Below are 23994 nucleotides of genomic sequence, written 5' to 3' on the forward strand. Positions count from 1 at the left end.
GGGGCGTCATGACTCAGCAGGAATTTCTATCGCGTCGCCAGACGCTGTTGGCGCAGATGCAGCCAGGCAGCGCGGCGCTGATTTTCGCCGCACCGGAAGCGGTGCGCAGTGCAGATTCGGAATATCCCTACCGGCAGAACAGCGATTTCTGGTACTTCACCGGCTTTAACGAACCGGAAGCGCTGCTGGTGTTGATTAAAAGCGATGAAACCCACAACCATAGCGTGCTGTTCAACCGGGTTCGCGATCTTACCGCTGAGATCTGGTTTGGACGCCGTCTGGGCCAGGAGGCCGCGCCGGCGAAGCTTGGCGTCGACCGGGCGCTGGCGTTCAGCGAAATCAACCAGCAGCTGTATCAGCTGCTCAACGGTCTGGACGCGATCTACTTCGCCCAGGGTGAATATGCCTATGCCGATGAGATTGTGTTCAACGCCCTCGAAAAACTGCGCAAAGGCTCGCGCCAGAATCTGCAGGCGCCGAACTCGGTTATCGACTGGCGGCCCATTGTGCATGAGATGCGCCTGTTTAAATCCGCGGAAGAGCTTGCCGTGATGCGCCGCGCCGGGGAGATCACCGCGCTGGCCCATACCCGGGCGATGGAAAAATGCCGCCCTGGCATGTTCGAATATCAGCTGGAAGGTGAAATTCTCCATGAATTCAACCGCCACGGGGCACGTTTCCCCTCCTATAACACCATCGTTGGCGGCGGCGAAAACGGCTGTATTCTGCACTACACCGAAAACGAATCTGAACTGCGCGACGGCGATTTAGTCCTGATTGACGCCGGCTGCGAGTATCGCGGCTATGCCGGGGACATTACCCGCACCTTCCCGGTAAACGGTAAATTTACCCAGCCGCAGCGCGAGATCTACGACATTGTGCTCGAATCGCTGGAGACCGCGCTGAAACTCTATCGGCCGGGCACCTCGATCTGTCAGGTCAACCAGGAAGTGGTGCGCATTATGATTACCGGCCTGGTGCGGCTGGGGATCCTGAAAGGCGAGATTGACGAGCTTATCGCCAACAACGCCCACCGCCCGTACTTTATGCATGGCCTGAGCCACTGGCTGGGTCTGGATGTACACGATGTCGGTAATTACGACACCGACCGTTCGCGCGTCCTGGAGCCGGGAATGGTGCTGACCGTCGAGCCGGGACTGTATATCGCCACCGATGCCGACGTGCCGGCGCAGTATCGCGGCATCGGCATCCGTATTGAAGATGACATCGTGATTACCGAAGACGGTAACGAAAATCTCACCGCCGGCGTGGTGAAGAAGGCGGATGAGATTGAGGCGCTGATGGCGGCGGCGCGCCAGTCATGAGCGTGCTGATCGTCGGCGGCGGGATGACCGGCGCGACGCTCGCGCTGGCCATCTCCCGTTTGACCGGCGGCGCGCTGCCGGTCCACCTCATTGAAGCGCAGGATCCGCATTCGTCACGCCACCCTGGCTTTGACGACCGGGCGATCGCCCTGGCTGCGGGCACCTGCCAGCAGCTGGCGCGTATCGGTATCTGGCAACGCCTCGCCGAACGCGCGACGCCCATCCAGCGAGTACACGTCAGCGACCGCGGTCATGCCGGGTTTGTGAATCTGGCGGCCGCGGATTATGGCCTGTCGGCGCTGGGCCAGGTGGTTGAACTCCACGATGTCGGCCAGCGCCTGTTTGGTCTGCTGCGCGAGGCGGCGGGCGTCACGCTGCACTGTCCGGCGAAAGTGGAAGCGGTCAGTCGCAGCCAGGAGAGCGTCAGCCTTACGCTTGAGGGCGGCGAAATCATTAACGGTAAGCTGCTGGTGGCGGCGGACGGTTCCCGTTCGGCACTGGGCGCCCGCTGCGGCATCAGCTGGCAGCAGCAGCCGTATGAGCAGATAGCGATCATTGCTAACGTCAGCACCGCGTTGCCCCACGAAGGTCGCGCCTTCGAGCGCTTTACCGAGCATGGCCCGCTGGCGATGCTGCCGATGTCGCAAGGGCGCTGCTCGCTGGTGTGGTGTCATCCGCAGTCGCGCCGCGATGAGGTGCAGAGCTGGTCTGACGAACGCTTTTGTCAGGAGCTGCAGCAGGCGTTCGGCTGGCGGCTGGGGCGTATTACCCACGCCGGGAAGCGCAGCGTTTATCCGCTGGCCCTCACCACCGCCAGCCGCGCGGTGTCGCACCGCCTGGCGCTGGTCGGCAACGCGGCGCAGACGCTGCACCCGATCGCCGGGCAGGGCTTTAATCTCGGCCTGCGCGATGTGATGAGCCTGGCGGAATTACTCGCTGACGCCCATCTCAGCGGCGAAGATGTCGGTCATTATCCGCTGCTGTGCCGCTATCAGGCGCGCAGGGCAGCGGATAAAGCCGCCACCATCGGCGTGACCGATGGGCTGGTGCATCTGTTTGCCAACCGTTGGGCGCCGCTGGTGGCGGGGCGCAACGTCGGTCTGATGGCGATGGAATTATTTACCCCGGCGCGCGATGCGCTGGCGCAGCGTACCCTCGGTTGGGTTCCCCGTTAAGGAGTAGAACGTGCAAAGTGTTGATGTTGCCATTGTTGGCGGTGGAATGGTGGGGCTGGCGGTAGCCTGCGGTCTACAGGGTAGCGGCCTGCGCGTCGCAGTGCTGGAGAAAGCAGAGCCGCGACCGCTGGCCGCCGATGCGCCGCCGGCGCTGCGCGTTTCGGCAATTAATGCCGCCAGCGAAAAGCTGCTGACGAAGCTGGACGTCTGGCGCGAGATCGTCCCCCAGCGGGCCAGCTGCTATCACGGTATGGAAGTGTGGGATAAAGACAGCTTTGGCCACATTAGCTTCGATGACCAGAGCATGGGCTTTAGCCACCTTGGCTATATTATCGAAAATGCCGTAGTGCATCATGCATTGTGGCAGAAGGCGCAGCGTTGCGCTGACGTTACCCTGCTGGCTCCGGCGGAACTTCAGCAGGTGGCGTGGGGCGAGAATGAAGCCTTTCTCAGCCTGCAGGACGGCAGCATGCTGACCGCGCGGCTGGTGATCGGCGCCGATGGTGCCAATTCATGGCTGCGCAATAAAGCCGATATTCCGCTGACCTTCTGGGATTACCATCATCATGCGCTGGTGGCGACCATCCGTACCGCTGAGCCGCATCAGGCGGTGGCCCGCCAGGCGTTCCATGGCGACGGGATCCTCGCCTTCCTGCCGCTCAGCGATCCGCACCTGTGCTCGATCGTCTGGTCGCTATCGCCGGGGGAAGCGCAGCGGATGCAGCAGGCTGATGAAACCACCTTCAACCAGGCGCTGAATATCGCGTTCGATAATCGCCTTGGCCTCTGCCAGCTGGCAAGTGAACGTGAAGTTTTCCCGCTGACCGGCCGCTATGCCCGTCAGTTTGCCGCCCACCGACTGGCGCTGGTCGGCGATGCCGCGCATACCATCCATCCGCTGGCCGGGCAGGGGGTCAACCTCGGTTTTATGGATGCCGCCGAGCTTATTGACGAGCTGAAGCGCCTGCACGCTCAGGGCAAAGATATCGGCCAGCATCTTTATCTGCGCCGCTACGAGCGCAGCCGCAAGCACAGCGCGGCGCTGATGCTGGCGGGCATGCAGGGCTTCCGCGAAATGTTCTCCGGGAGCCATCCGGCGAAGAAATTTCTTCGCGATGTGGGACTCAAACTGGCCGATACGCTGCCGGGCGTGAAACCGCAGCTGATTCGCCAGGCGATGGGCCTCAACGATCTGCCTGCCTGGTTACGTTAACCGCGTCACACTTCTTTCACCCGGCCTGGGCGCCGGGTTTTCCCCCTCATTTGAAATATTCTAATTTCACCTCTTTTTTCGCATTAGATTTATTAATGCGCCCTTTTTTTTGTTAAAGAAATTAGGACCGTGAAATCGCATAAAACACCATCATTGCCTAATTTTCGCGCCGTTAATGTTAATTTTATGTGGCGTAAATCGCTTTTTTCCAGTCAATAACTCTGTAGGCTTTTCGGCGGATTTTAGCCATAAGCTAATGTGATGCCCTGAATGAGCTTATGGTTTAGCGCCGGGTTCGGTGGTAAGTTCAGGCCAAAGAGAACGTTTGCGTCGGCGTCCGTCAGCGATGCCGACGCCGAATTTCATGGCGCAAAATCGCCGACAATTTCGTGGCTGGTTCCGTTTTATTCGATGAGGAAAAGATGGCTCAACAGACTCCGTTGTATGAACAACACACGCTGTGCGGCGCGCGCATGGTGGATTTCCATGGCTGGATGATGCCGCTGCATTACGGGTCCCAGATTGATGAGCACCATGCGGTGCGCGGCGATGCAGGGATGTTCGATGTGTCGCATATGACCATCGTCGATTTCCACGGCAGCCGGATCCGCGAGTTCTTGCGCTATTTGCTGGCCAACGATGTGGCGAAGCTCACCACCCCAGGCAAAGCGCTCTACACCGGCATGCTGACCGCCTCCGCCGGCGTCATCGACGACCTGATTGTCTATTTCCTTTCTGAAGATTATTTCCGCCTCGTTGTTAACTCCGCCACCCGCGAAAAAGACCTCGCCTGGATCTCCGAACAAGCTGAACCTTACGGCCTTGAAATTACCGTTCGCGACGATCTGTCGCTGATCGCGGTCCAGGGCCCCCAGGCGAAAGCGAAGGCGGCGACGCTGTTTACCGACGCTCAACGTCAGGCCGTGGAAGGCATGAAGCCGTTCTTCGGCGTGCAGGCCGGCGACCTGTTTATCGCCACCACCGGCTATACCGGCGAAGCGGGTTATGAAATTGCGATGCCGAACGAGCAGGCGGCTGATTTCTGGCGCGGTCTGCTGGACGCTGGCGTTAAGCCGTGCGGTCTTGGCGCGCGCGACACCCTGCGCCTGGAGGCTGGGATGAACCTGTACGGCCAGGAGATGGACGAAGGCGTTTCCCCGCTGGCGGCGAACATGGGCTGGACTATCGCCTGGGAGCCCGCCGATCGTAACTTCATCGGCCGCGAAGCGCTGGAGATGCAGCGTGAAAAAGGCACCGAGCAGCTGGTTGGCCTGGTGATGACCGAGAAAGGCGTCCTGCGCGGTGGTCTGCCGGTCCGTTTTACCGATAGCGACGGTAATCAAAAAGAAGGCATTATCACCAGCGGCACCTTCTCGCCGACGCTGGGCTACAGCATCGCGCTGGCTCGCGTGCCGGCCGGGATTGGCGACACCGCGGTGGTGCAAATCCGTAACCGTGAAATGCCGGTTAAAGTGACTAAACCTGGTTTTGTACGCAATGGCAAAGCCATTGTGTGATTTCCCTTTTTTGGAGATGAATTGATGAGCAACGTACCAGCAGAACTGAAATACAGCAAAGAACACGAGTGGCTGCGTAAAGAAGCGGACGGCACCTATACCGTAGGGATCACCGAGCACGCGCAGGAGCTGCTTGGCGATATGGTTTTCGTTGACCTGCCGGAAGTGGGCGCCACCGTTGAAGCGGGCGCCGATTGCGCGGTTGCCGAATCCGTGAAGGCGGCCTCCGATATCTACGCGCCGATTAGCGGTGAAATCGTTGCCGTCAACGAAGAGCTGAACGACTCTCCGGAACTGGTCAACAGCGACCCGTATACCGACGGCTGGATCTTCAAGATCAAAGCCAGCGACGAAGCGCAGGTTGCCGCGCTGCTGGATGCCGCCGCGTATGAAGCTTTACTGGAAGACGAATAAATACGCTTCATCCTTCACGCTGCAGGGGCGTTGGCTTCCTGGCTCCCCCCGGTCACTTACTTTTGTAAGCTCCCGGGGAGTCGCTGTGTCGCCGCCTTCCTGCAACGCGAATGATTTTGCGTATTCTGGCCCGGTAAGCATCAGCGCTTGCCGGGCAAACCAGTCAGACAACCACGATTCACCGCACGTTTCAGGAACCATCGCTCATGACTCAGACTTTAAGTCAGCTTGAAAACCGCGACGCCTTTATTGAACGTCACATTGGCCCGGACGCTCAGCAACAGCAAGAGATGCTGAAGACCGTCGGCGCGGATTCGCTTAACGCCCTGATCGGCCAGATTGTGCCGCAGGATATCCAGCTGGCGACCCCACCGCAGGTGGGCGACGCGACTACCGAATTCGCCGCGCTGGCGGAGCTGAAGGCGATTGCCAGTCGCAACAAGCGCTTCAAGTCTTACATCGGCATGGGCTATACCGCCGTGCAGCTGCCGCCGGTCATTCAGCGCAACATGCTGGAAAACCCGGGCTGGTATACCGCCTATACCCCTTACCAGCCGGAAGTATCCCAGGGCCGTCTGGAGTCGCTGCTCAACTTCCAGCAGGTCACTCTGGATCTGACCGGGTTGGATATCGCTTCCGCTTCGCTGCTTGATGAAGCCACCGCCGCCGCCGAAGCGATGGCGATGGCCAAACGCGTCAGTAAACTGAAGAGCGCCAACCGCTTCTTCGTTGCCGCCGACGTCCATCCGCAAACCCTGGACGTGGTGCGCACCCGCGCGGAAACCTTCGGTTTCGACGTCATCGTCGATGACGCCGACAAAGTGCTCGATCACCAGGATGTCTTCGGCGTGCTGCTGCAGCAGGTGGGCACCACCGGCGAAATCCACGATTACAGCAAACTGATCGCCGAGCTGAAAGCGCGCAAAGTGATTGTCAGCGTCGCTGCCGACTTTATGGCGCTGGTGCTGCTGACGGCGCCGGGCAAGCAGGGCGCGGATATCGTCTTCGGTTCCGCCCAACGCTTCGGCGTGCCGATGGGCTACGGCGGCCCGCACGCAGCCTTCTTCGCGGCGAAAGATGAATTCAAACGCTCCATGCCGGGCCGGATTATCGGCGTATCGAAAGATGCGGCGGGGAATACCGCGCTGCGCATGGCGATGCAGACTCGCGAGCAGCACATCCGCCGTGAGAAAGCGAACTCCAACATTTGTACCTCGCAGGTTCTGCTGGCCAACATCGCCAGCCTGTACGCGGTATTCCACGGCCCGGCGGGTCTGAAACGTATCGCTGGCCGCATTCATCGTCTGACCGACATTCTGGCCGACGGCCTGCAGAAGAAAGGGCTGAAGCTGCGCCATGCCCACTACTTCGACACCCTGTGCGTCGAAGTGGCGGATAAAGCCGCGGTGCTGGCGCGTGCCGAAGCCCTGCAGATTAACCTGCGCAGCGATATTCACGGCGCGGTGGGCATTACGCTCGATGAAGCGACCACCCGCGAAGATGTGCTGAACCTGTTCCGCGCCATCGTCGGCGACGATCACGGTCTGGATATCGATACCCTGGATAAAGACGTGGCGCTGGATAGCCGTTCGATCCCGGCGGCGATGCTGCGCGACGATGCGATCCTCACCCATCCGGTGTTTAACCGCTACCATAGCGAAACCGAGATGATGCGCTACATGCACGCCCTGGAGCGTAAAGATCTGGCGCTGAACCAGGCGATGATCCCGCTGGGCTCCTGCACCATGAAACTGAACGCCGCGGCGGAGATGATCCCGATCACCTGGCCGGAATTCGCCGAGCTGCACCCGTTCTGCCCGGTCGAGCAGGCGGAAGGGTATCAGCAGATGATCGCCCAGCTTTCCGACTGGCTGGTGAAACTGACCGGCTATGACGCCGTCTGCATGCAGCCGAACTCCGGCGCGCAGGGTGAATATGCTGGTCTGCTGGCGATTCGCCATTATCACGAGAGCCGCAACGAAGGCCATCGCGATATCTGCCTGATCCCTAGCTCCGCGCACGGCACCAACCCGGCTTCCGCGCAGATGGCGGGTATGCAGGTAGTGGTCGTTGCCTGTGATAAAAACGGCAACATCGATCTCGCCGATCTGCGTGAAAAAGCAGAGCAGGCGGGGGCCAATCTCTCCTGCATCATGGTCACCTATCCGTCGACCCACGGCGTGTATGAAGAGACCATTCGCGAAGTGTGCGAGATCGTGCACCAGTTTGGCGGCCAGGTTTATCTCGACGGCGCCAACATGAACGCCCAGGTCGGGATCACCTCTCCGGGCTTTATCGGCGCCGACGTTTCGCACCTCAACCTGCATAAAACGTTCTGCATTCCGCACGGCGGCGGCGGCCCGGGCATGGGCCCAATCGGCGTGAAAGCGCACCTGGCGCCGTTCGTGCCGGGCCACAGCGTGGTACAGATTGAAGGTATGCTGACCCGCCAGGGCGCGGTTTCCGCCGCGCCGTTCGGCAGCGCGTCCATTTTGCCGATCAGCTGGATGTATATCCGCATGATGGGCGCGGAAGGGCTGAAGCAGGCGAGCCAGAACGCGATCCTTAACGCCAACTACATCGCTACCCGGCTGAAAGACGCCTACCCGGTGCTCTACACCGGTCGCGATGGTCGCGTAGCGCACGAATGCATTCTCGATATTCGTCCGCTGAAAGAAGAGACCGGCATTAGCGAGCTGGATATCGCCAAGCGCCTGATCGACTTTGGCTTCCATGCCCCGACCATGTCTTTCCCGGTAGCGGGGACGCTGATGGTTGAGCCGACGGAATCGGAAAGCAAGGTCGAGCTGGACCGCTTTATCGACGCGATGCTGGCGATCCGCGCGGAAATCGACCGCGTCAAAGCCGGCGAATGGCCGTTGGAGGATAACCCTCTAGTGAACGCGCCGCACACCCAGGGCGAGCTGGTGGGCGAGTGGAACCATCCGTACAGCCGCGAGCTGGCGGTATTCCCGGCAGGGTTGCACAACAAGTACTGGCCGACGGTGAAACGTCTGGATGATGTCTACGGCGACCGCAACCTGTTCTGCTCCTGCGTGCCGATGAGCGAATACCAGTAAGTTTGCGTTTTAGCTAAACTTTTAAAGGCGCTGCGGCGCCTTTATTTTTTTGGAGGGAAGGTATGGGAATAGCTCTTATTAGCGGCGCGAGCCGCGGCATAGGCCGGGCGACGGCGCTGCTGCTGGCGCAGGAAGGATATACCGTGGCGGTCAATTACCATCACAACATTAACGCCGCCACCGAGGTGGTGAATACCATTGTGGCGTCTGGCGGCAAAGCCACGGCGCTGCGGGCGGACATCAGCGATGAAGCGCAGGTGATGGCGATGTTTGAGGCAGTTGACCGCATGGGCGAGCCGCTGACGGCGCTGGTCAACAACGCCGGGATCCTGTTTACCCAGTGTACGGTGGAGAGCCTGAGCGCCGAGCGTATTAACCGCGTGCTGGCCACCAACGTCACCGGTTATTTCCTCTGCTGTCGCGAGGCGGTAAAGCGCATGTCACATCGACATGGCGGTAAGGGCGGGGCGATAGTTAACGTGTCGTCGGCGGCGTCGCGCCTTGGCGCGCCGGGGGAGTACGTTGACTATGCCGCGTCGAAAGGGGCGGTAGATACCCTGACTACCGGGCTGGCGCTGGAGGTGGCGGCGCAGGGGATCCGGGTCAACGGCGTGCGTCCGGGGCTGATTTATACCGAGATGCACGCCTCCGGCGGTGAACCGGGACGCGTGGATCGAGTGAAAGGTTCGCTACCGATGCAGCGCGGCGGCCAGCCGGAAGAGGTCGCTCAGGCCATTGCCTGGCTGCTGAGCGACAAAGCGTCGTATGTGACGGGTAGCTTCCTTGAACTGGCGGGCGGGAAATAACCCGTAGATGTCTATTGCCCGGCGGCGCTGCGCTTGCCGGGCCTACGGGGTCAAAGCCGAATGGTAGGCCGGGTGGCGGATACGCCTTACCCGGCATAAAAACCGCTAAAGCCCGACGGTCTACCAGGAGGCCAGCCACAGCCTCAGGCGCATTCCCCAACTGCTGGTCCAGCCGGTGGTAATCGACTTCACCTCGCCTTGAGAAATGACCACCAGCGTTGGCGTTACCTGGATATCCCACTGCCGCGCCAGCTGGCCGCTCGGATCATTTACCGTCGGCAGCGCCATTTTCTTCCTGCTCAGCCACTTCTCCAGCGCGGCGTTATCGCCGGAACGCAGGGCTACCGTCAGCACATTGCCGCCGTCGGCGGCAAGCGATGCCACCGACGGCGTGGTATAGCGACAAACTCCGCACCAGGTCGCCCAGACGTACAGCAGCAGCGGCTTTTGCTGGCTCATGGCGTTCAGATCCAGCGTCCTGCCGTCGAGTGTCTGCAGCGATGTGGCGCTGACGTTTTGCGGCAGCGCGGGCTGGCGAAAATAATCCACCGCCAGGCTCACCGCCGCGCCAATCAGCAGCCACACCGCCAGCTCGCGCAGCCAGCGCCTGATTTTACTGGCCACGGGCTTTCGCCAGCTGCTCTTTCACCAGCCCCTCCAGCTCATCAGCAGGGATCGCGCCGGCCACCATCTGATCGCCGATGATCGTTGCCGGGGTGCCCTGAATATTCAGCACCTGCGACAAAATCAGGTTCATCTTCAGCGAATCCATGGTCTTGTCATCGATATTTACACTATCGGTGGCGGTTTTCTTCTGCGCGGCGGCGATACTGGCGTCATCGTGATAGCCTTTTTTCGCCATCAGCCGCTGATGCAGCGCCCAGAATTTATCGGGCTGCTGACGCCAGGTGGAGAGCGCGATTTTAGCGGCATTCACCGAACTCTGCCCTTTAAACGGCAGCAGCTTAACGATGAGCTGGATGTCCGGATTATCGTGGACGATTTTTTCCAGCAGCGGATCAAACTGTTTGCAGTAAGGGCAGTTGTAATCGGTAAACGAGACGATTGTGAGTTTTGGCTCTTTCGCGCCGGTGCGCGGGCTATTCGGATCGTTAAACAGCAGCTGGGCTAACTGGTCATTACCGTTCGATTGTGGTTCTTCCGCCGGGGCGGCGAAGCTGAAGGCCGATACGCACAGCAGTAATAAGGCGGTGATAGCTCTCATGTTATTTTCCTTTAGCTGCGGACAGGGTGGCGATAAGTTGTTCGCGGTCTAACAGCGCAGGCAGAATCTGTCCCTGCGGCAATTCCGGTCCGTAAATCTGGTTAAACGGCACCGCGGCGCTGCCGCGTGCGGTTAAAAACTGACTAATGTCAGCGGAGGGGCGGCTCCAGTCGCCGCGTAAGGCGATCACATCTGGCGCTAACAGCGCCTGCTGGACGTCGTCGCGCAGCAGCACGTTGTATTTATTGGCTTTACAGGTCACGCACCAGTCGGCGGTGACATCAATAAATACCCGTTTATGCTCCGCCAGGGCGCTGGCGATAGCCTGCTCGCTGAGCGGCTGCCAGTTAACCCGGTCGCGGCGCGGGCCCTGGCCGTCCTGTTGGGCAACAAAGGCGACGGCGCCCGCTACCACTATGGCCAGGGCGCCCGCGCGCAGCGCCGTCCGCCAGCGGTAGCGCCAGGCGGTGGCCACTAGCAGGGCGATGGCCAGAATCACCAGCAGGGTAAGCACCGGCGTACGGCCGATGTGGATCGTCAGCAGGCTGACCAGCCATAGCGCTGAACTAAGCATCATTAGCCCCAGCACCACCCGCAGATGATTCATCCAGCGGCCCGGGCGCGGCAGTCGTTGCGCCAGACCCGGCCACGCGACGATCAGCAGCCACGGCAGGCTCATGCCGATCCCCATGGCGAAGAAAATGCCCCACAGCAGCGGCAGGGGCGCCACCAGCGCCACCGAAACGGCGGTGCCAAGGAACGGCGCGGTGCAGGGCGTCGCCAGCAGGGTGGCGAAGGCGCCCTGCCAGAAATGGCCCATTAAGCCGTTGCCGCCCCTGGTGGCGAGGAAAGTGCTGGCGCTGGAGGAGAGGCGGATTTCGAACAGCCCCAATAAACTGGCGCTGAACAGCACCATCACCAGCGCCATCGCGCCGATAAACCACGGGTTCTGGAACTGGATGCCCCAGCCGAGCGCCTGATTCCCCAGGCGTAGCGCGGTCATCATCAGCGCCAGCGCCAGGAACGAGACGACGATCCCGCACACCGAGGCGAGGAACTGCCGCCGCACCGCGCCGCGTTCGCGACCTTCGGTTTGCACCAGCGAGCCGAGCTTCATGGCCAGCACCGGCAGCACGCAGGGCATGACGTTGAGAATAAGCCCGCCGGCCAGCGCCATCAGCAGCACCCAGCCTAACGCCAGCCCCGGCGCGGCGCTGCCGGCGGCGACGGCGATTTGGCTTTCCTGCGCCTGACCGCTATCGGCCAGCACCAGCGACAGCGTTTTGCCGCTCAGATCCGGCGCCGCTTCGCCCCAGCTATCGGTGACTGGTACGGTGGCGGTCAACGTATCGCCGCGGCTGGTAAAGCTCGGCTTACCGAAATCGACATCCTCCATGCTGTCGATAAACAGCGCTGGCTGCTGCCAGCCGGCATCGCGGCGGGCGGTCACCGTCAGTTTGCCGCTGACGTAGCTGGCGGTCAGTTGCGAAGTCAGGCCATCGCGCAGCGGCAGTGTGCCCATCGCGCGGGTAAAATCATAATTAAATCGCTCCCCCGCCGGAGTCGTCATATCCAGCGAAAAGGGATAGTCAGTGAGAATACAGACATTGCTGCAGGTAGAGAGCGTCAGGACGCCGCTAAGCGTCGGCGGTATCTTCCCGCGCAGCGTCATCGGAAAGCTGACGTCGCCGTGATAGCCCTGAGTGGAAATGCCCGCGACGTCGAAGCGCTGCGGCGTCGGCCAGCGCCAGCTCACCTCCAGCGGCGTGTGCCAGGCGATAGCCGGCGCGATGCCGCCTTCCCCTGGCGAGCGCCAGTAGGTTTTCCAGCCCTTTTCCAGCGCTACGTCTAAAAGCAGGCGAGTGTCGCCATTGCTCTCGGTTTGCGCCCGCAGGCGGACGCTGGCGTGTTGATTGTCGGCGGCGCGCAGCCAGCCGCTGTCGGCGGCCTGGCTGACGGGCAGCCATAGCCAAAGCAGGCAGACCAGTAGTCGCCTGAATACCATATACATAAGTTTGCTCCGTAAGTGATGAATTAACCTGAACTGTCAGGAGAATCAATCACTCACGGAAGATGCATAATCGCAGATGCACCCGCAATCGGGGTGAGGAGATAACGCGGGGAGGCCACTGGCGTTCGATACGCGGCGGGATCGCCGCCAGCACCGCCAGCAGCAGGGTGATAGCCAACAGCGCCCCTTCAAACAGCATCGGCGGAACGGCCATCAGCGACTTGGCGCTGAGCTCGCACGGCGTGACCGGCGCCTCGGCCTGATCCTGGTTTTGCTGTAGCGACGGGCTGTCGGCGGTGAGGTTCATGACCAGCGCGTGCATCCCGGCCATCCGTTGAGCGGTGCAGGTTAGCACCACCAGACAGGCCAGGAGGACAAAAAGAATGGCTTTGCGTTGTCGCTTAATCATGATTGCCTCAAATATTCACGAGGCTTATCTTAACGGGCGAACGGGTTTTGGCAATGGTAAAGCTGTAAAGAAGTGTCTGGCGGATAAGCAATTAGCCCTCCCCCGGCCGGGAGAGGGCGGTTAGTTACAGGTTCTCACCGTTGCTGGCGATGACCTCTTTGTACCAGTTAAAGCTCTTCTTGCGCGAGCGGGACATATCGCCGGTGCCATCGTCGTGTTTGTTGACGTAGATGAAGCCGTAGCGTTTGCTGTACTGCCCGGTGGTGAAGGAGACGCAGTCGATGCAGCCCCATGGGGTATAGCCCAGCAGATCGACGCCGTCATAAGTGACCGCTTTGATCATCTCTTCGATGTGGGCGCGCAGGTAGTCGATGCGGTAGTCATCGTTGATGCTGCCGTCGGCTTCTACTTTGTCGTAGGCGCCAAAGCCGTTTTCCACGATAAACAGCGGCTTCTGATAACGCTCATACAGTTCACACAGAGAATAGCGCAGGCCGACCGGGTCAATCTGCCAGCCCCAGTCGGAAGCTTTGACGTGCGGGTTCGGCACGCTGCCTTCGAAACCGGAAATGGCGTCGCCAGTGCCGCCCTCAGCTTTCACCGCGTTGGTCATGTAGTAGCTGAAGCCGAGATAGGCGCAGGTACCTTCGCGCAGGATCTGCGCGTCGCCGTCTTCCATCCTGATGTTGAAGCCGCGGCGTTCCCATTCATTCAACACATAGCTCGGGTAGTAACCGCGCAGCTGGACGTCGGTAAAGACGTAGCGCTCGCGCATCGACTCCTGGGCGAACATGACATCTTCCGGTTTGCAGGAGTAAGGGTAGAGGGCGACCATCGCCAGCATGCAGCCGACCTGCATGTCCGGGTTGATGCGCCGCGCCGCTTTCACCGCCAGCGCGCTGGCCACGAACTGGTGGTGCAGCACCTGGTACATGGTCTCTTCCGGATTGTCATGCTCGGTATAGACCACCCCGGAGCAGCAGTAGCCGAACAGCGGCGCGCGCCAGTTGCGCTGGTTGTTGATCTCGTTAAAGGTCATCCAGTATTTCACTTTGTGCTTATAGCGCTCGAAGACCACTTCGGCGAAGCGTACAAAGAAATCGACCACTTTGCGATTGGTCCAGCCGCCGTAATGCTGCACCAGGTGCAGGGGCATCTCGAAGTGGGAGAGGGTGATCACCGGTTCGATGTTGTACTTCAGTAGCTCGTCGAACATGTCGTCGTAGAACTTCAGCCCCTCTTCATTCGGCTGGGTTTCGTCACCCTGCGGGAAGATGCGGGTCCAGGCGATAGAGGTGCGGAAGCACTTGAAGCCCATCTCGGCGAACAGTTTGATGTCTTCTTTGTAGCGACCGTAGAAGTCGACGGCTTCGTGGTTCGGGTAGTATTTTCCCGCTTCGACCTGGTGGGTGATTTCGCGCGGCACGCCGTGCGCCCCGCCGGTCAACACATCGCAGATGCTGGGGCCTTTGCCGCCCTGATCCCAGCCGCCTTCAACCTGATGCGCGGCGACCGCGCCGCCCCATAAAAAATCTTTCGGAAGGGTTAATTTTTTCATCCTGGCTAATCTCTCTAATAACTATTGTTCTCGAGTCTAGCAAAGTGAAAGTGAATGTCACGATATAACAAATTCCGCCAAAGGTAATATGTTACATCAAAAAAACAGGCTGTTATTTTTAGCTGATTTTGCGCGCTAATTTACGTCCGAGGGATTCGAGAATATAGATCACTGGAATTTGCGTTGTAATATCGTAGACGCCGCCAATGCGCGTCTGCGGCACGTGCCAGGAGAGATTGAAATCAGCCAGTTTGGCCAGCCGCGAATGCTCATGGCTGGTAATCGACATCACCTTGCAATGATGTAGGCTGAACTGGCTGGCAAAGCGCAGGATCTCTTCCGTCTCGCCAGAGACGGAAAGCACGATCGCCAGCGCGTTGCGGGCCATATCGTTGGTTACCGGAAAATAGGGGTCGTCAATATGGTTGCTGAATTTACCGACGTTGGAGAAGAAGCGTGCGCCATATTTCGCCAGCGCGCCGGAGGTGCCGGCGCCGACAAAAATAATACGTTCGGAGGCGAGAATAATATCGACGGCCTGCTCGAGTAATTCATCGAACTCGTCATTATTGACGCTTTTAAAAAAGCTCATTATTTCGCTGGCGCCGATATTTGCCTGTTGAGGCTCATTCTGCTCGAGATATAATTTAAAGCGCACGCGAAATTCAGAGTAGCCCTCGCACTGCAGTTTGCGGCAGAAGCGTAACACGGTGGTCGTGGAGACCCCGGCGGCCTCGGCCAGTTCGCGGATGGTCATGTACATCACTTTGTCACGATTTTTAATGACGTAGTGGTAGACCATCATCTCAAGATTATTGAGACTGGCGACAGCGGCGTGGGAGAACATACTCACAGGGCGAACTCACAATTCATAATGACCAGGACGGAATTATATCATGCAGGCCAATGACATTACCTTTTTTCAGCGTTTTCAGGACGACATCCTCGCCGGGCGCAAAACCATCACCATTCGCGATGCAGCGGAGTCGCACTTTAAGCCCGGCGATGTGCTGCGCGTTGGGCGCTATGAAGATGACGGCTATTTTTGCACCATCGCCGTGACCGCGACCTCGACGGTGACGCTCGATACGCTGACCGAACAGCATGCGCAACAGGAGAATATGACTCTCGGGCAGCTGCGGCAGGTCATCAGCGACATCTATCCTGGCGAGAGCCAGTTTTATGTCATTGAATTCAAAACGCTTTAAGATAATCAGGAACAGCTGTGAGTTGAAATAAAAATGTAACTTTATGATTTTAAAGTATTTACAAATATACATCGTTTTATTTTAGCTAACAGGTGTTCACTGGAATCATTCTCAGTTACCCTAAGTGGGCAATGAAAGCGTTCTTGTTTTCACGGAGTCCAGTATGGTTCGCAAACCATTAATCACTCAGGGATATTCTCTGGCAGAGGAAGTTGCCAACAGCATCAGCCACGGGATTGGGCTGGTGTTTGGTATCGTCGGCCTTGTGTTGCTGCTGGTGCAGGCGGCGGATACAAACGCCAGCGCGACGGCGATCGCCAGCTACAGCCTGTACGGCGGCAGCATGATTATGCTGTTCCTCGCTTCCACGCTCTATCACGCGATCCCGCATCAGCGGGCGAAACAGTGGCTGAAGAAATTCGACCACTGCGCTATCTACCTGTTGATTGCCGGGACCTACACGCCGTTTTTGCTGGTGGGGTTGAATTCACCGCTGGCGAAGGGGCTGATGATCGTCATCTGGAGCCTGGCGCTGCTGGGGATCCTGTTTAAGCTGACGATTGCGCACCGCTTTAAAATTTTGTCGCTGGTGACCTATCTGACCATGGGCTGGCTGTCGCTTATCGTGGTCTGTCAGCTGGCGGTGAAGCTGGCGGTGGGCGGGGTAACGCTGCTGGCGGTTGGCGGGGTGGTGTACTCGCTGGGGGTCATCTTCTACGTCTGCAAACGTATTCCTTATAACCACGCTATCTGGCACGGCTTCGTGCTCGGCGGCAGCGTGTGTCACTTCCTGGCGATTTATCTTTACATCGGCCAGTCCTGATAAACATCCCACGGTGGCGCTGCGCTTACCGTGGCTACAATACTCTACGGCCTGGAAATTCCACGGTGGCGCTACGCTTACCGTGGCTACAATATACTGCGGCCGGGTAGCCCGGCTAAGGCGCAAGCGCCGCAAGCCGGGAACTTTTCCTTAATCTTCTTCCAGCGAATACGGCAATGGTTTGATGCTCAGGCTGCCGGCATCGTCGCGCACACGGAACACGCTGTCCAGTTCCATGTCGTTATTCATCACTACCTGGACCATCAGGCTTCCGTCATCCAGCTGTACGGCTGCCAGCACCGTACCGGTGCGGCGCCAGTTGTCGCCCATCTTCAGCTCCAGGTCTTCCCCGGCTTCCGGCACCCGGCTGGCGGTCCCTGACAGCGTCCACAGCGCGCGCTTATTGGCGCCGCGGAATTTCGCCCTCGCGACCATTTCCTGGCCGGTGTAGCAGCCTTTTTTGAAGCTGATGCCGCCCAGCGCCTGCAGGTTGGTGGCCTGCGGAATGAACTGCCCGCTGTTGGCGCTGTCGATAACCGGCAGACCGGCTTCAATATTCAGCGCCAGCCACTGTTGGCTGTTGTTAAACTGCGCTTCGCCGCGCAACGCGTCGGTGACGCGGTTGGCGGTGTCGACATCGGTCACCAGCAGGAAGCGCTCGCCCGGGTGTTCAAACCACAGCAGGCTGGTGGCGCCTTCGCTGACCACCGGGGTGGCAGCGTCGGGCAAGGCGGCGAACAGCGGCGCCAGCGCGGCGCGCGCCTGGAAGCCGGCCACCCCCAGCAGAACCAGATCGTCGTTGGCGGCGATGGTGACTTTGGAGAAGACGGCATATTTTTTCAGCTCGGTCAGCTGCGCGTCGCGCAGGCTGCGGCGCTCAATCCACGCGAAGCCGCCCTCGCGACGGAATACGCGCAGGTTGCTCCACATCTTGCCTTTGGCATCACAGTGGGCGGCAAGCAGATGCTGGGCATCGGTGAGATGACTCACATCGGCGGTAATCTGCCCCTGCAGATATTTTTCGCTGTCCGGCCCGCTAATTGTCGCCAGCGCCCAGTCATCCAGGGTCATCAGCGTTAACGGCAGACGAGCGGAAGAGGAAGGCTGACGCGGAGGAAAAGGTGTAAAAGCCATAGTCATATCCTGAATCGCTTAACGCAGTGTGTGTGACCAATGGTAAAAGAGCTATAGTGCATTGCAAGTGCTTTCAACAGGCCATTTGTGCGCTGGCGTGAGACAGCCGCCTGACGCAGGGAATCAATAAACCCATCATTATTTTAAGGTTTTTATGGAAGGATGCTCGCATTCAGCGATATTCCTGTAAAGTTACGGCAGAAAACGGGTTAAACTAACCTATATTTTGCTGCTGGAAGGTCAACATGGACATTAACAATAAAGCACGTATCCACTGGGCATGCCGCCGCGGGATGCGCGAACTCGACATCTCCATCATGCCGTTCTTTGAGTATGAGTACGATACCCTCAGCGACGCTGACAAACAGCTGTTCATTCGCCTGCTGGAAAATGACGATCCGGATCTGTTCAACTGGCTGATGAACCACGGCAAACCGGCCGATGCGGAGCTGCAGCGGATGGTAACCTTAATTCAGACACGGAATCGGGAACGTGGTCCTGTGGCAATCTGATCTCCGTATCTCCTGGCGCGCGCAGTGGTTTTCCCTGCTGCTTCACGGCGTGGTGGCGGCCCTGGTGCTGTTGGTTCCCTGGCCGCTGAGCTATACCCCGATCTGGCTGCTGCTGCTGTCGCTGGTGGTCTTCGACTGCGTGCGCAGCCAGCGGCGGATCCATGCCCGTCGCGGGGAGATAAAACTGCTCACCGATTCCCGTCTTCGCTGGCAAAACGCCGAATGGGAGATCCTCGGGACGCCGTGGGTTATCAATAGCGGTATGCTGCTGCGTTTGCGCCATGTCGATAGCCGGCGCGGACAGCATCTTTGGCTGGCGGCGGACAGCATGGACGCCGGAGAGTGGCGCGATCTGCGCCGGCTGGTGCTGCAAAAACCGGCGCAGGAGTAAGCCGCGTCAGGAAAAGTGTTCGGCCATTTCGCCGAGGATCTGCTCGCACCAGCTCTGGATGCGCTCGTCGCTCAGGTCGTACTGGTTGGTTTCATCCAGCGCCAGGCCAACGAACAGTTGGCCATCGGCGATCACCGGTTTCGGGCTGGTGAACTCATAGCCTTCGGTTGGCCAGTAGCCGACAAACTTCACGCCCCTGGTCGCCAGCTTGTCATGCAGCATGCCGAGCGCGTCAAGGAACCATTCGCCGTAGCCCAGCTGATCGCCCATGCCGTACAGCGCGACGATCTTTCCCTCGAGGTTCAGGGTGTCCAGCTGATCCCAGACCGCTTCCCAGTCTTCCTGAATTTCGCCGAAATCCCAGGTCGGGATGCCAAGGATCAGTACGTCGTACTGGCTCATCAGCGCGGGGGAGTCATCTTTCAGATTGTGCAGCGTCACCAGCTCGGGGCCGATGATATCGCGGATTTTCTCCGCGGCCATTTCGGTGTAGCAGGTACTGGAGCCGTAAAACAGACCTATATTCATCGCGTAAACATCTCGATTCTTGCCGTGAATGGCGGGCAGTGTACCAGAAAGGCGTCCTCTTAAGGCATAATGAGAGCGTTTAACGAACAAAGAGGCCGATGTGAAACAGGATCTGGCACTAATCGAACAGTTTCTCGATGCCCTTTGGCTGGAGCGCAACCTGGCGGAGAATACGCTCAGCGCCTACCGTCGCGATTTGACGATGTTAGTTGAGTGGTTGCACCATCGCGGCCTGTCGCTGGCAAGCGTTGGCAGCGACGATCTGCAGGCGCTGCTGGCTGAGCGGCAGTCCGGCGGCTACAAAGCCACCAGCACCGCGCGCCTGCTGAGCGCCGTGCGCCGTTTTTTCCAGCATCTGTACCGGGAAAAAATTCGCCCGGACGATCCCAGCGCGCTGCTGGCCTCGCCGAAGCTACCGCAGCGGCTGCCAAAAGATCTCAGTGAGGCGCAGGTTGAGCGCCTGCTGCAGGCGCCGCTGGTGGAGCAGCCGCTGGAATTGCGCGATAAAGCGATGCTGGAGGTGCTGTATGCCACCGGCCTGCGCGTCTCGGAGCTGGTGGGGCTGACGATGAGCGACATCAGCCTGCGGCAGGGCGTGCTGCGGGTGGTGGGAAAAGGCAACAAAGAGCGGCTGGTGCCGCTGGGGGAAGAGGCGGTACTGTGGGTGGAAAATTACCTCGAGTATGGTCGCCCCTGGCTGCTGAACGGCGTGGCGTCGGATGTCTTATTTCCCAGCCAGCGCGCCCAGCAGATGACGCGCCAGACCTTCTGGCATCGGATTAAACACTATGCCGTACTGGCGGGGATCGACAGCGAAAAGCTTTCCCCGCACGTGTTACGCCATGCGTTCGCCACGCATTTGCTCAATCATGGCGCCGATCTGCGCGTGGTGCAGATGCTGTTAGGACACAGCGATCTCTCCACCACGCAGATATACACCCACGTGGCGACCGAGCGTCTGCGACAACTTCATCAACAGCACCACCCGCGGGCGTGAGTGCTGAACAAAAGGACTGAGTATGAAAAAAGGTTTATTGATGTTCACCCTGCTGGCGGCCTCCCTTTCAGGAGCGGCGCACGCCGATAGCGCGGCAATTAAACAGTCGCTGGCGAAGCTGGGTGTGCAGAGCACCGATATTCAACCATCGCCGGTTTCCGGGATGAGCACGGTGCTGACCGACAGCGGCGTGCTGTACGTGACCGACGACGGCAAACATATCATCCAGGGGCCGATGTACGACGTGAGCGGCGCGCAGCCGGTCAACGTCACCAACCAGCTGCTGCTGGGTAAGCTGAACGCGCTGAGCAATGAGATGATTGTCTACAAAGCGCCGAAGGAGCAGCACGTCATCACCGTCTTCACCGATATTACCTGCGGCTACTGTCATAAACTGCACGAGCAGATGAGCGACTACAACGCGCTGGGGATCACCGTGCGCTATCTGGCCTTCCCGCGCCAGGGGCTGCAAAGCCAGGCCGAGCAGGATATGAAAGCGATCTGGTGCGCGAAAGATCGCAACAAAGCGCTGGATGACGCCATGAATGGTAAAGGCGTGCAGCCGGCGAGCTGCAGCATAGATATCGCCAAACATTACACCCTCGGCGTGCAGATGGGCGTCAACGGCACCCCGGCGATGGTCCTCAGTAACGGCATGGTGCTGCCGGGCTATCAGGGGCCGAAAGAGCTGAAGGCGTTCCTCGATGAGCACAAAAAACAGACAAGCGGTAACTGATTCGCGTGAAACAACAGATACAACTACGCCGCCGCGAGGCGGTTGACGGCGTCGAACTCCCCGCCGACCTGCCGCCGCTGCTGCAGCGGCTATATGCCAGCCGCGGGGTGCGCAGCGCGCAGGAGCTGGAGCGCAGCGTCAAAGGCATGCTCCCCTGGACGCAGCTCACCGGCGTTGAAAAAGCGGTCGAGATGCTGCATGACGCGTTCCAGAAAGGGTTGCACATCGTGGTGGTCGGTGATTTTGACGCCGACGGCGCCACCAGCACCGCGCTCAGCGTGTTGGCCCTGCGCGCGCTGGGTTACGGCAACGTCTCCTATCTGGTGCCGAACCGCTTTGAAGACGGCTACGGTTTAAGCCCGGAAGTGGTCGATCAGGCCCATGCTCGCGGCGCGCAGATGATCATGACCGTCGACAACGGGATCTCGTCCCATGCCGGCGTCGATCATGCCCATGCGCTGGGGATCCCGGTGCTGGTGACCGATCACCATCTGCCGGGCGAGACGCTGCCGGCGGCGGAAGCTATCGTTAATCCCAACCTGCGCGATTGCGACTTCCCGTCAAAATCACTGGCCGGGGTGGGGGTGGCGTTTTATCTGATGCTGGCGCTGCGCACTTTTCTGCGCGATAAAGGCTGGTTCGACGCTCGCGGCATCCCCGCGCCGAACCTTGCCGAGCTGCTGGATCTGGTGGCGCTTGGCACCGTCGCGGACGTCGTGCCGCTGGATGCTAACAACCGTATCCTCACCTGGCAGGGGTTAAGCCGCATTCGCGCCGGCAAATGTCGGCCCGGTATTAAGGCGCTGCTGGAAATTGCCAACCGCGATCCGCAAAAGCTGGCGGCCAGCGACCTCGGTTTCGCCCTCGGGCCGCGCCTGAACGCGGCGGGACGGCTGGACGACATGTCGGTCGGCGTCGCGCTGCTGCTGTGCGACAACATCGGCGAAGCGCGGGTGCTGGCCAACGAGCTCGATGCGCTTAATCAGACGCGCAAAGAGATTGAGCAGGGGATGCAGGCGGAAGCGCTAACGCTCTGTCAGCAGCTGGAGCGCAGCGCCGATACCCTGCCCGGCGGGCTGGCGATGTACCATCCGCAATGGCATCAAGGGGTAGTCGGCATTCTCGCCTCGCGGATTAAGGAGCGCTTCCATCGCCCGGTTATCGCTTTTGCGCCTACCGGCGACGGCACGCTGAAAGGCTCCGGTCGTTCCATTCAGGGGTTGCATATGCGCGATGCGCTGGAGCGCCTTGATACGCTTTATCCCGGGCTAATCCTGAAGTTCGGCGGCCACGCGATGGCGGCGGGCTTATCGCTGGAGGAGGCGCGTTTTGAAGAGTTTCAACAGCGCTTCGGCGAGCTGGTGACCGAATGGCTGGATCCTGCGCTGTTGCAGGGCGAGGTGGTTTCCGATGGCCCGCTGGCGGCGGCGGAGATGAGTATGGAAGTGGCGCAGATGCTGCGCGACGCCGGGCCGTGGGGGCAGATGTTCCCGGAACCGCTGTTTGACGGTCGTTTTCGCCTGCTGCAGCAGCGGCTGGTGGGCGAGCGTCACCTGAAGGTGATGGTCGAACCGGTTGACGGCGGGCCGCTGCTGGACGGTATCGCCTTCAACGTTGATACTTCCATCTGGCCGGATAACGGCGTGCGTGAAGTCCAGTTAGCCTACAAGCTCGACATCAACGAGTTCCGCGGCAACCGTAGCCTGCAGCTGATCATCGATCACCTCTGGCCAAATTGACAACAGTGTAGGAATAAGGGCGCGAATCCGGTAGAATTCCGCTCTTATCACCGCATTTTGACAAATCCATTAAAAGAAACCGACCATGTTTGAAATAAATCCGGTAAAAAACCGCATTCAGGACCTCACGGAGCGCTCCGACGTTCTTAGGGGGTATCTTTGACTATGATGCCAAGAAAGAGCGTCTCGAAGAAGTAAACGCCGAGCTGGAACAGCCGGACGTGTGGAACGAACCCGAACGCGCCCAGGCGCTGGGTAAAGAGCGTTCTTCCCTGGAAGCCATCGTAGATACCCTGGATCAGATGTCCCAGGGGCTGGAAGACGTTGCCGGCCTGCTGGATCTGGCCGTGGAAGCGGACGACGAAGAGACCTTTAACGAAGCCGTCGCCGAGCTGGATACCCTGGAAGAGAAGCTGGCGCAGCTTGAGTTCCGCCGCATGTTCTCCGGCGAATACGACAGCGCCGATTGCTACCTTGACATTCAGGCCGGTTCCGGCGGCACCGAAGCCCAGGACTGGGCCAGCATGCTGATGCGCATGTACCTGCGCTGGGCGGAAGCGCGCGGCTTTAAGACCGAAATCATCGAAGAATCCGAAGGTGAAGTCGCGGGGATTAAATCCGTGACCATCAAGATCATTGGCGATTACGCCTACGGCTGGCTGCGTACGGAAACCGGCGTTCATCGTCTGGTGCGTAAGAGCCCGTTCGATTCCGGCGGCCGCCGTCATACCTCCTTCAGCTCCGCGTTCGTTTACCCGGAAGTGGAAGACGATATCGATATCGAAATTAACCCGGCCGACTTGCGCATTGACGTATACCGCGCCTCCGGCGCCGGTGGTCAGCACGTTAACCGTACGGAATCCGCAGTGCGTATTACCCATATCCCGACCGGGTTGGTGACGCAGTGCCAGAACGACCGTTCGCAGCACAAAAACAAAGACCAGGCCATGAAGCAGATGAAAGCAAAGCTTTATGAACTGGAGATGCAGAAGAAAAATGCCGAGAAGCAGGCGATGGAAGACAACAAGTCCGATATCGGCTGGGGCAGCCAGATCCGCTCTTACGTGTTGGATGACTCGCGTATTAAAGATCTGCGTACCGGGGTGGAAACCCGCAACACTCAGGCGGTGCTCGACGGCAGCCTGGACCAATTTATCGAAGCAAGTTTGAAAGCAGGGTTATGAGGAACCAAC

General features: G+C 59.5%; 23 protein-coding genes. 15 read left to right on the top strand and 8 right to left on the bottom strand.

Annotation, left to right across the window (positions count from 1 at the left end; genetic code table 11):
- The first annotated feature begins 8 nt into the window (after positions 1-8).
- The 7 genes from pepP to IB144_RS03895 all read left to right on the top strand — a co-directional run bounded on the left by pepP (position 9) and on the right by IB144_RS03895 (position 9530).
- The gene (gene pepP / locus IB144_RS03865; protein WP_002916483.1) at positions 9-1325 is read left to right on the top strand and encodes a Xaa-Pro aminopeptidase; all 1317 of its coding nucleotides are present in this window, start codon (positions 9-11) and stop codon (positions 1323-1325) included.
- A complete protein-coding gene (gene ubiH / locus IB144_RS03870) occupies positions 1322-2500 on the top strand; it encodes a 2-octaprenyl-6-methoxyphenyl hydroxylase (protein ID WP_032418362.1) in 1179 nt (392 codons plus the stop codon). Before pepP ends, ubiH begins: the two co-directional genes overlap by 4 nt.
- A 10-nt stretch (positions 2501-2510) precedes the next feature.
- Positions 2511-3713 carry an FAD-dependent 2-octaprenylphenol hydroxylase gene (ubiI, locus tag IB144_RS03875; protein WP_032418363.1) on the top strand — a complete coding sequence of 401 codons (1203 nt, stop codon included), beginning with the start codon at positions 2511-2513 and terminating at the stop codon, positions 3711-3713.
- Between the two features lie 422 nt (positions 3714-4135).
- The gene (gcvT, locus tag IB144_RS03880) at positions 4136-5230 is read left to right on the top strand and encodes a glycine cleavage system aminomethyltransferase GcvT (RefSeq protein WP_002916480.1); all 1095 of its coding nucleotides are present in this window, start codon (positions 4136-4138) and stop codon (positions 5228-5230) included.
- Between the two features lie 24 nt (positions 5231-5254).
- Positions 5255-5644, top strand: a complete 390-nt coding sequence (gene gcvH / locus IB144_RS03885) for a glycine cleavage system protein GcvH (RefSeq protein ID WP_002916479.1) — start codon at positions 5255-5257, stop codon at positions 5642-5644.
- 206 nt (positions 5645-5850) lie between these two features.
- Positions 5851-8724 (top strand): aminomethyl-transferring glycine dehydrogenase, encoded by a 2874-nt coding sequence (gene gcvP, locus IB144_RS03890; RefSeq protein WP_002916478.1) that lies wholly within the window; start codon positions 5851-5853, stop codon positions 8722-8724.
- Between the two features lie 62 nt (positions 8725-8786).
- The gene (locus IB144_RS03895; RefSeq protein WP_019704916.1) at positions 8787-9530 is read left to right on the top strand and encodes an SDR family oxidoreductase; all 744 of its coding nucleotides are present in this window, start codon (positions 8787-8789) and stop codon (positions 9528-9530) included.
- Positions 9531-9650: 120 nt separating this feature from the next.
- Here the strand turns inward: IB144_RS03895 and IB144_RS03900 are convergent, their stop codons facing one another.
- The 6 genes from IB144_RS03900 to IB144_RS03925 form a co-directional block, all read right to left on the bottom strand.
- Positions 9651-10154 (bottom strand): protein disulfide oxidoreductase, encoded by a 504-nt coding sequence (locus IB144_RS03900; protein WP_046653391.1) that lies wholly within the window; start codon positions 10152-10154, stop codon positions 9651-9653.
- Positions 10144-10755, bottom strand: coding sequence for a DsbA family protein (locus IB144_RS03905; protein ID WP_004210064.1), 612 nt, complete (start codon positions 10753-10755; stop codon positions 10144-10146). Before IB144_RS03905 ends, IB144_RS03900 begins: the two co-directional genes overlap by 11 nt.
- 1 nt (position 10756) lies before the next feature.
- Positions 10757-12766 carry a protein-disulfide reductase DsbD domain-containing protein gene (locus tag IB144_RS03910; protein WP_046653394.1) on the bottom strand — a complete coding sequence of 670 codons (2010 nt, stop codon included), beginning with the start codon at positions 12764-12766 and terminating at the stop codon, positions 10757-10759.
- 49 nt (positions 12767-12815) lie between these two features.
- Positions 12816-13175 carry a hypothetical protein gene (locus IB144_RS03915; protein ID WP_004210062.1) on the bottom strand — a complete coding sequence of 120 codons (360 nt, stop codon included), beginning with the start codon at positions 13173-13175 and terminating at the stop codon, positions 12816-12818.
- Positions 13176-13299: 124 nt separating this feature from the next.
- Positions 13300-14733 (bottom strand): 6-phospho-beta-glucosidase, encoded by a 1434-nt coding sequence (locus IB144_RS03920; RefSeq protein ID WP_065888469.1) that lies wholly within the window; start codon positions 14731-14733, stop codon positions 13300-13302.
- A 118-nt stretch (positions 14734-14851) separates the two neighbouring features.
- Entirely contained in the window at positions 14852-15580 is a 729-nt protein-coding gene (locus tag IB144_RS03925; protein ID WP_002916321.1) for a MurR/RpiR family transcriptional regulator, read from the bottom strand.
- A gap of 49 nt (positions 15581-15629) precedes the next feature.
- On the opposite strand from IB144_RS03925, the gene yqfB reads away from it, so the two are divergent.
- Entirely contained in the window at positions 15630-15941 is a 312-nt protein-coding gene (gene yqfB, locus IB144_RS03930; RefSeq protein WP_004144734.1) for a N(4)-acetylcytidine aminohydrolase, read from the top strand.
- A 163-nt stretch (positions 15942-16104) separates the two neighbouring features.
- Entirely contained in the window at positions 16105-16764 is a 660-nt protein-coding gene (locus tag IB144_RS03935; RefSeq protein ID WP_048334397.1) for a hemolysin III family protein, read from the top strand.
- 150 nt (positions 16765-16914) lie between these two features.
- Here the strand turns inward: IB144_RS03935 and ygfZ are convergent, their stop codons facing one another.
- Positions 16915-17898, bottom strand: a complete 984-nt coding sequence (ygfZ, locus tag IB144_RS03940) for a tRNA-modifying protein YgfZ (protein ID WP_032430613.1) — start codon at positions 17896-17898, stop codon at positions 16915-16917.
- 245 nt (positions 17899-18143) lie between these two features.
- Here ygfZ and sdhE point away from each other — a divergent pair, with 245 nt between their 5' ends.
- On the top strand, positions 18144-18410 hold the full coding sequence (gene sdhE / locus IB144_RS03945) for an FAD assembly factor SdhE (RefSeq protein WP_002916312.1): 267 nt from the start codon (positions 18144-18146) through the stop codon (positions 18408-18410).
- Entirely contained in the window at positions 18391-18801 is a 411-nt protein-coding gene (locus IB144_RS03950) for a protein YgfX (RefSeq protein ID WP_040245400.1), read from the top strand. The genes sdhE and IB144_RS03950 overlap by 20 nt, the downstream gene beginning before the upstream one ends.
- Before the next feature lie 6 nt (positions 18802-18807).
- Here IB144_RS03950 and fldB read toward each other — a convergent pair whose 3' ends face one another.
- Positions 18808-19329 (bottom strand): flavodoxin FldB, encoded by a 522-nt coding sequence (gene fldB, locus IB144_RS03955; RefSeq protein WP_002916308.1) that lies wholly within the window; start codon positions 19327-19329, stop codon positions 18808-18810.
- 100 nt (positions 19330-19429) lie between these two features.
- On the opposite strand from fldB, the gene xerD reads away from it, so the two are divergent.
- The 4 genes from xerD (at position 19430) to prfB (ending at position 23985) form a co-directional block, all read left to right on the top strand.
- A complete protein-coding gene (gene xerD, locus IB144_RS03960) occupies positions 19430-20326 on the top strand; it encodes a site-specific tyrosine recombinase XerD (protein WP_004144729.1) in 897 nt (298 codons plus the stop codon).
- A 22-nt stretch (positions 20327-20348) separates the two neighbouring features.
- Positions 20349-21062: a bifunctional protein-disulfide isomerase/oxidoreductase DsbC gene (gene dsbC, locus IB144_RS03965; RefSeq protein WP_048290928.1), complete on the top strand. Its 714-nt coding sequence runs from the start codon at positions 20349-20351 to the stop codon at positions 21060-21062.
- Positions 21063-21067: 5 nt separating this feature from the next.
- Entirely contained in the window at positions 21068-22801 is a 1734-nt protein-coding gene (recJ, locus tag IB144_RS03970; RefSeq protein WP_004149758.1) for a single-stranded-DNA-specific exonuclease RecJ, read from the top strand.
- Between the two features lie 85 nt (positions 22802-22886).
- Positions 22887-23985, top strand: a protein-coding gene (gene prfB, locus IB144_RS03975) for a peptide chain release factor 2 (protein ID WP_095858446.1) whose coding sequence is annotated in 2 segments (ribosomal slippage) — positions 22887-22961 and positions 22963-23985 — 1098 coding nt in all. Because the reading frame shifts where the segments join, the coding sequence is not laid out codon by codon here.
- Positions 23986-23994: the final 9 nt, after the last annotated feature.

This window comes from Klebsiella sp. K4 (assembly GCF_014596785.2).
GTDB lineage: Bacteria > Pseudomonadota > Gammaproteobacteria > Enterobacterales > Enterobacteriaceae > Klebsiella > Klebsiella pneumoniae.

Bases quoted from the DNA above. Each gene is read 5' to 3' on its own strand.
- dsbC (WP_048290928.1), top strand. From the start codon at position 20,349: ATGAAAAAAGGTTTATTGATGTTCACCCTGCTGGCGGCCTCCCTTTCA.
- IB144_RS03905 (WP_004210064.1), bottom strand. From the start codon at position 10,755: ATGAGAGCTATCACCGCCTTATTACTGCTGTGCGTATCGGCCTTCAGC.
- IB144_RS03920 (WP_065888469.1), bottom strand. From the start codon at position 14,733: ATGAAAAAATTAACCCTTCCGAAAGATTTTTTATGGGGCGGCGCGGTC.
- sdhE (WP_002916312.1), top strand. From the start codon at position 18,144: ATGGACATTAACAATAAAGCACGTATCCACTGGGCATGCCGCCGCGGG.
- gcvT (WP_002916480.1), top strand. From the start codon at position 4,136: ATGGCTCAACAGACTCCGTTGTATGAACAACACACGCTGTGCGGCGCG.
- ygfZ (WP_032430613.1), bottom strand. From the start codon at position 17,898: ATGGCTTTTACACCTTTTCCTCCGCGTCAGCCTTCCTCTTCCGCTCGT.
- IB144_RS03910 (WP_046653394.1), bottom strand. From the start codon at position 12,766: ATGTATATGGTATTCAGGCGACTACTGGTCTGCCTGCTTTGGCTATGG.
- yqfB (WP_004144734.1), top strand. From the start codon at position 15,630: ATGCAGGCCAATGACATTACCTTTTTTCAGCGTTTTCAGGACGACATC.
- IB144_RS03895 (WP_019704916.1), top strand. From the start codon at position 8,787: ATGGGAATAGCTCTTATTAGCGGCGCGAGCCGCGGCATAGGCCGGGCG.
- IB144_RS03915 (WP_004210062.1), bottom strand. From the start codon at position 13,175: ATGATTAAGCGACAACGCAAAGCCATTCTTTTTGTCCTCCTGGCCTGT.
- ubiH (WP_032418362.1), top strand. From the start codon at position 1,322: ATGAGCGTGCTGATCGTCGGCGGCGGGATGACCGGCGCGACGCTCGCG.
- fldB (WP_002916308.1), bottom strand. From the start codon at position 19,329: ATGAATATAGGTCTGTTTTACGGCTCCAGTACCTGCTACACCGAAATG.
- pepP (WP_002916483.1), top strand. From the start codon at position 9: ATGACTCAGCAGGAATTTCTATCGCGTCGCCAGACGCTGTTGGCGCAG.
- IB144_RS03925 (WP_002916321.1), bottom strand. From the start codon at position 15,580: ATGTTCTCCCACGCCGCTGTCGCCAGTCTCAATAATCTTGAGATGATG.
- gcvH (WP_002916479.1), top strand. From the start codon at position 5,255: ATGAGCAACGTACCAGCAGAACTGAAATACAGCAAAGAACACGAGTGG.
- IB144_RS03935 (WP_048334397.1), top strand. From the start codon at position 16,105: ATGGTTCGCAAACCATTAATCACTCAGGGATATTCTCTGGCAGAGGAA.
- gcvP (WP_002916478.1), top strand. From the start codon at position 5,851: ATGACTCAGACTTTAAGTCAGCTTGAAAACCGCGACGCCTTTATTGAA.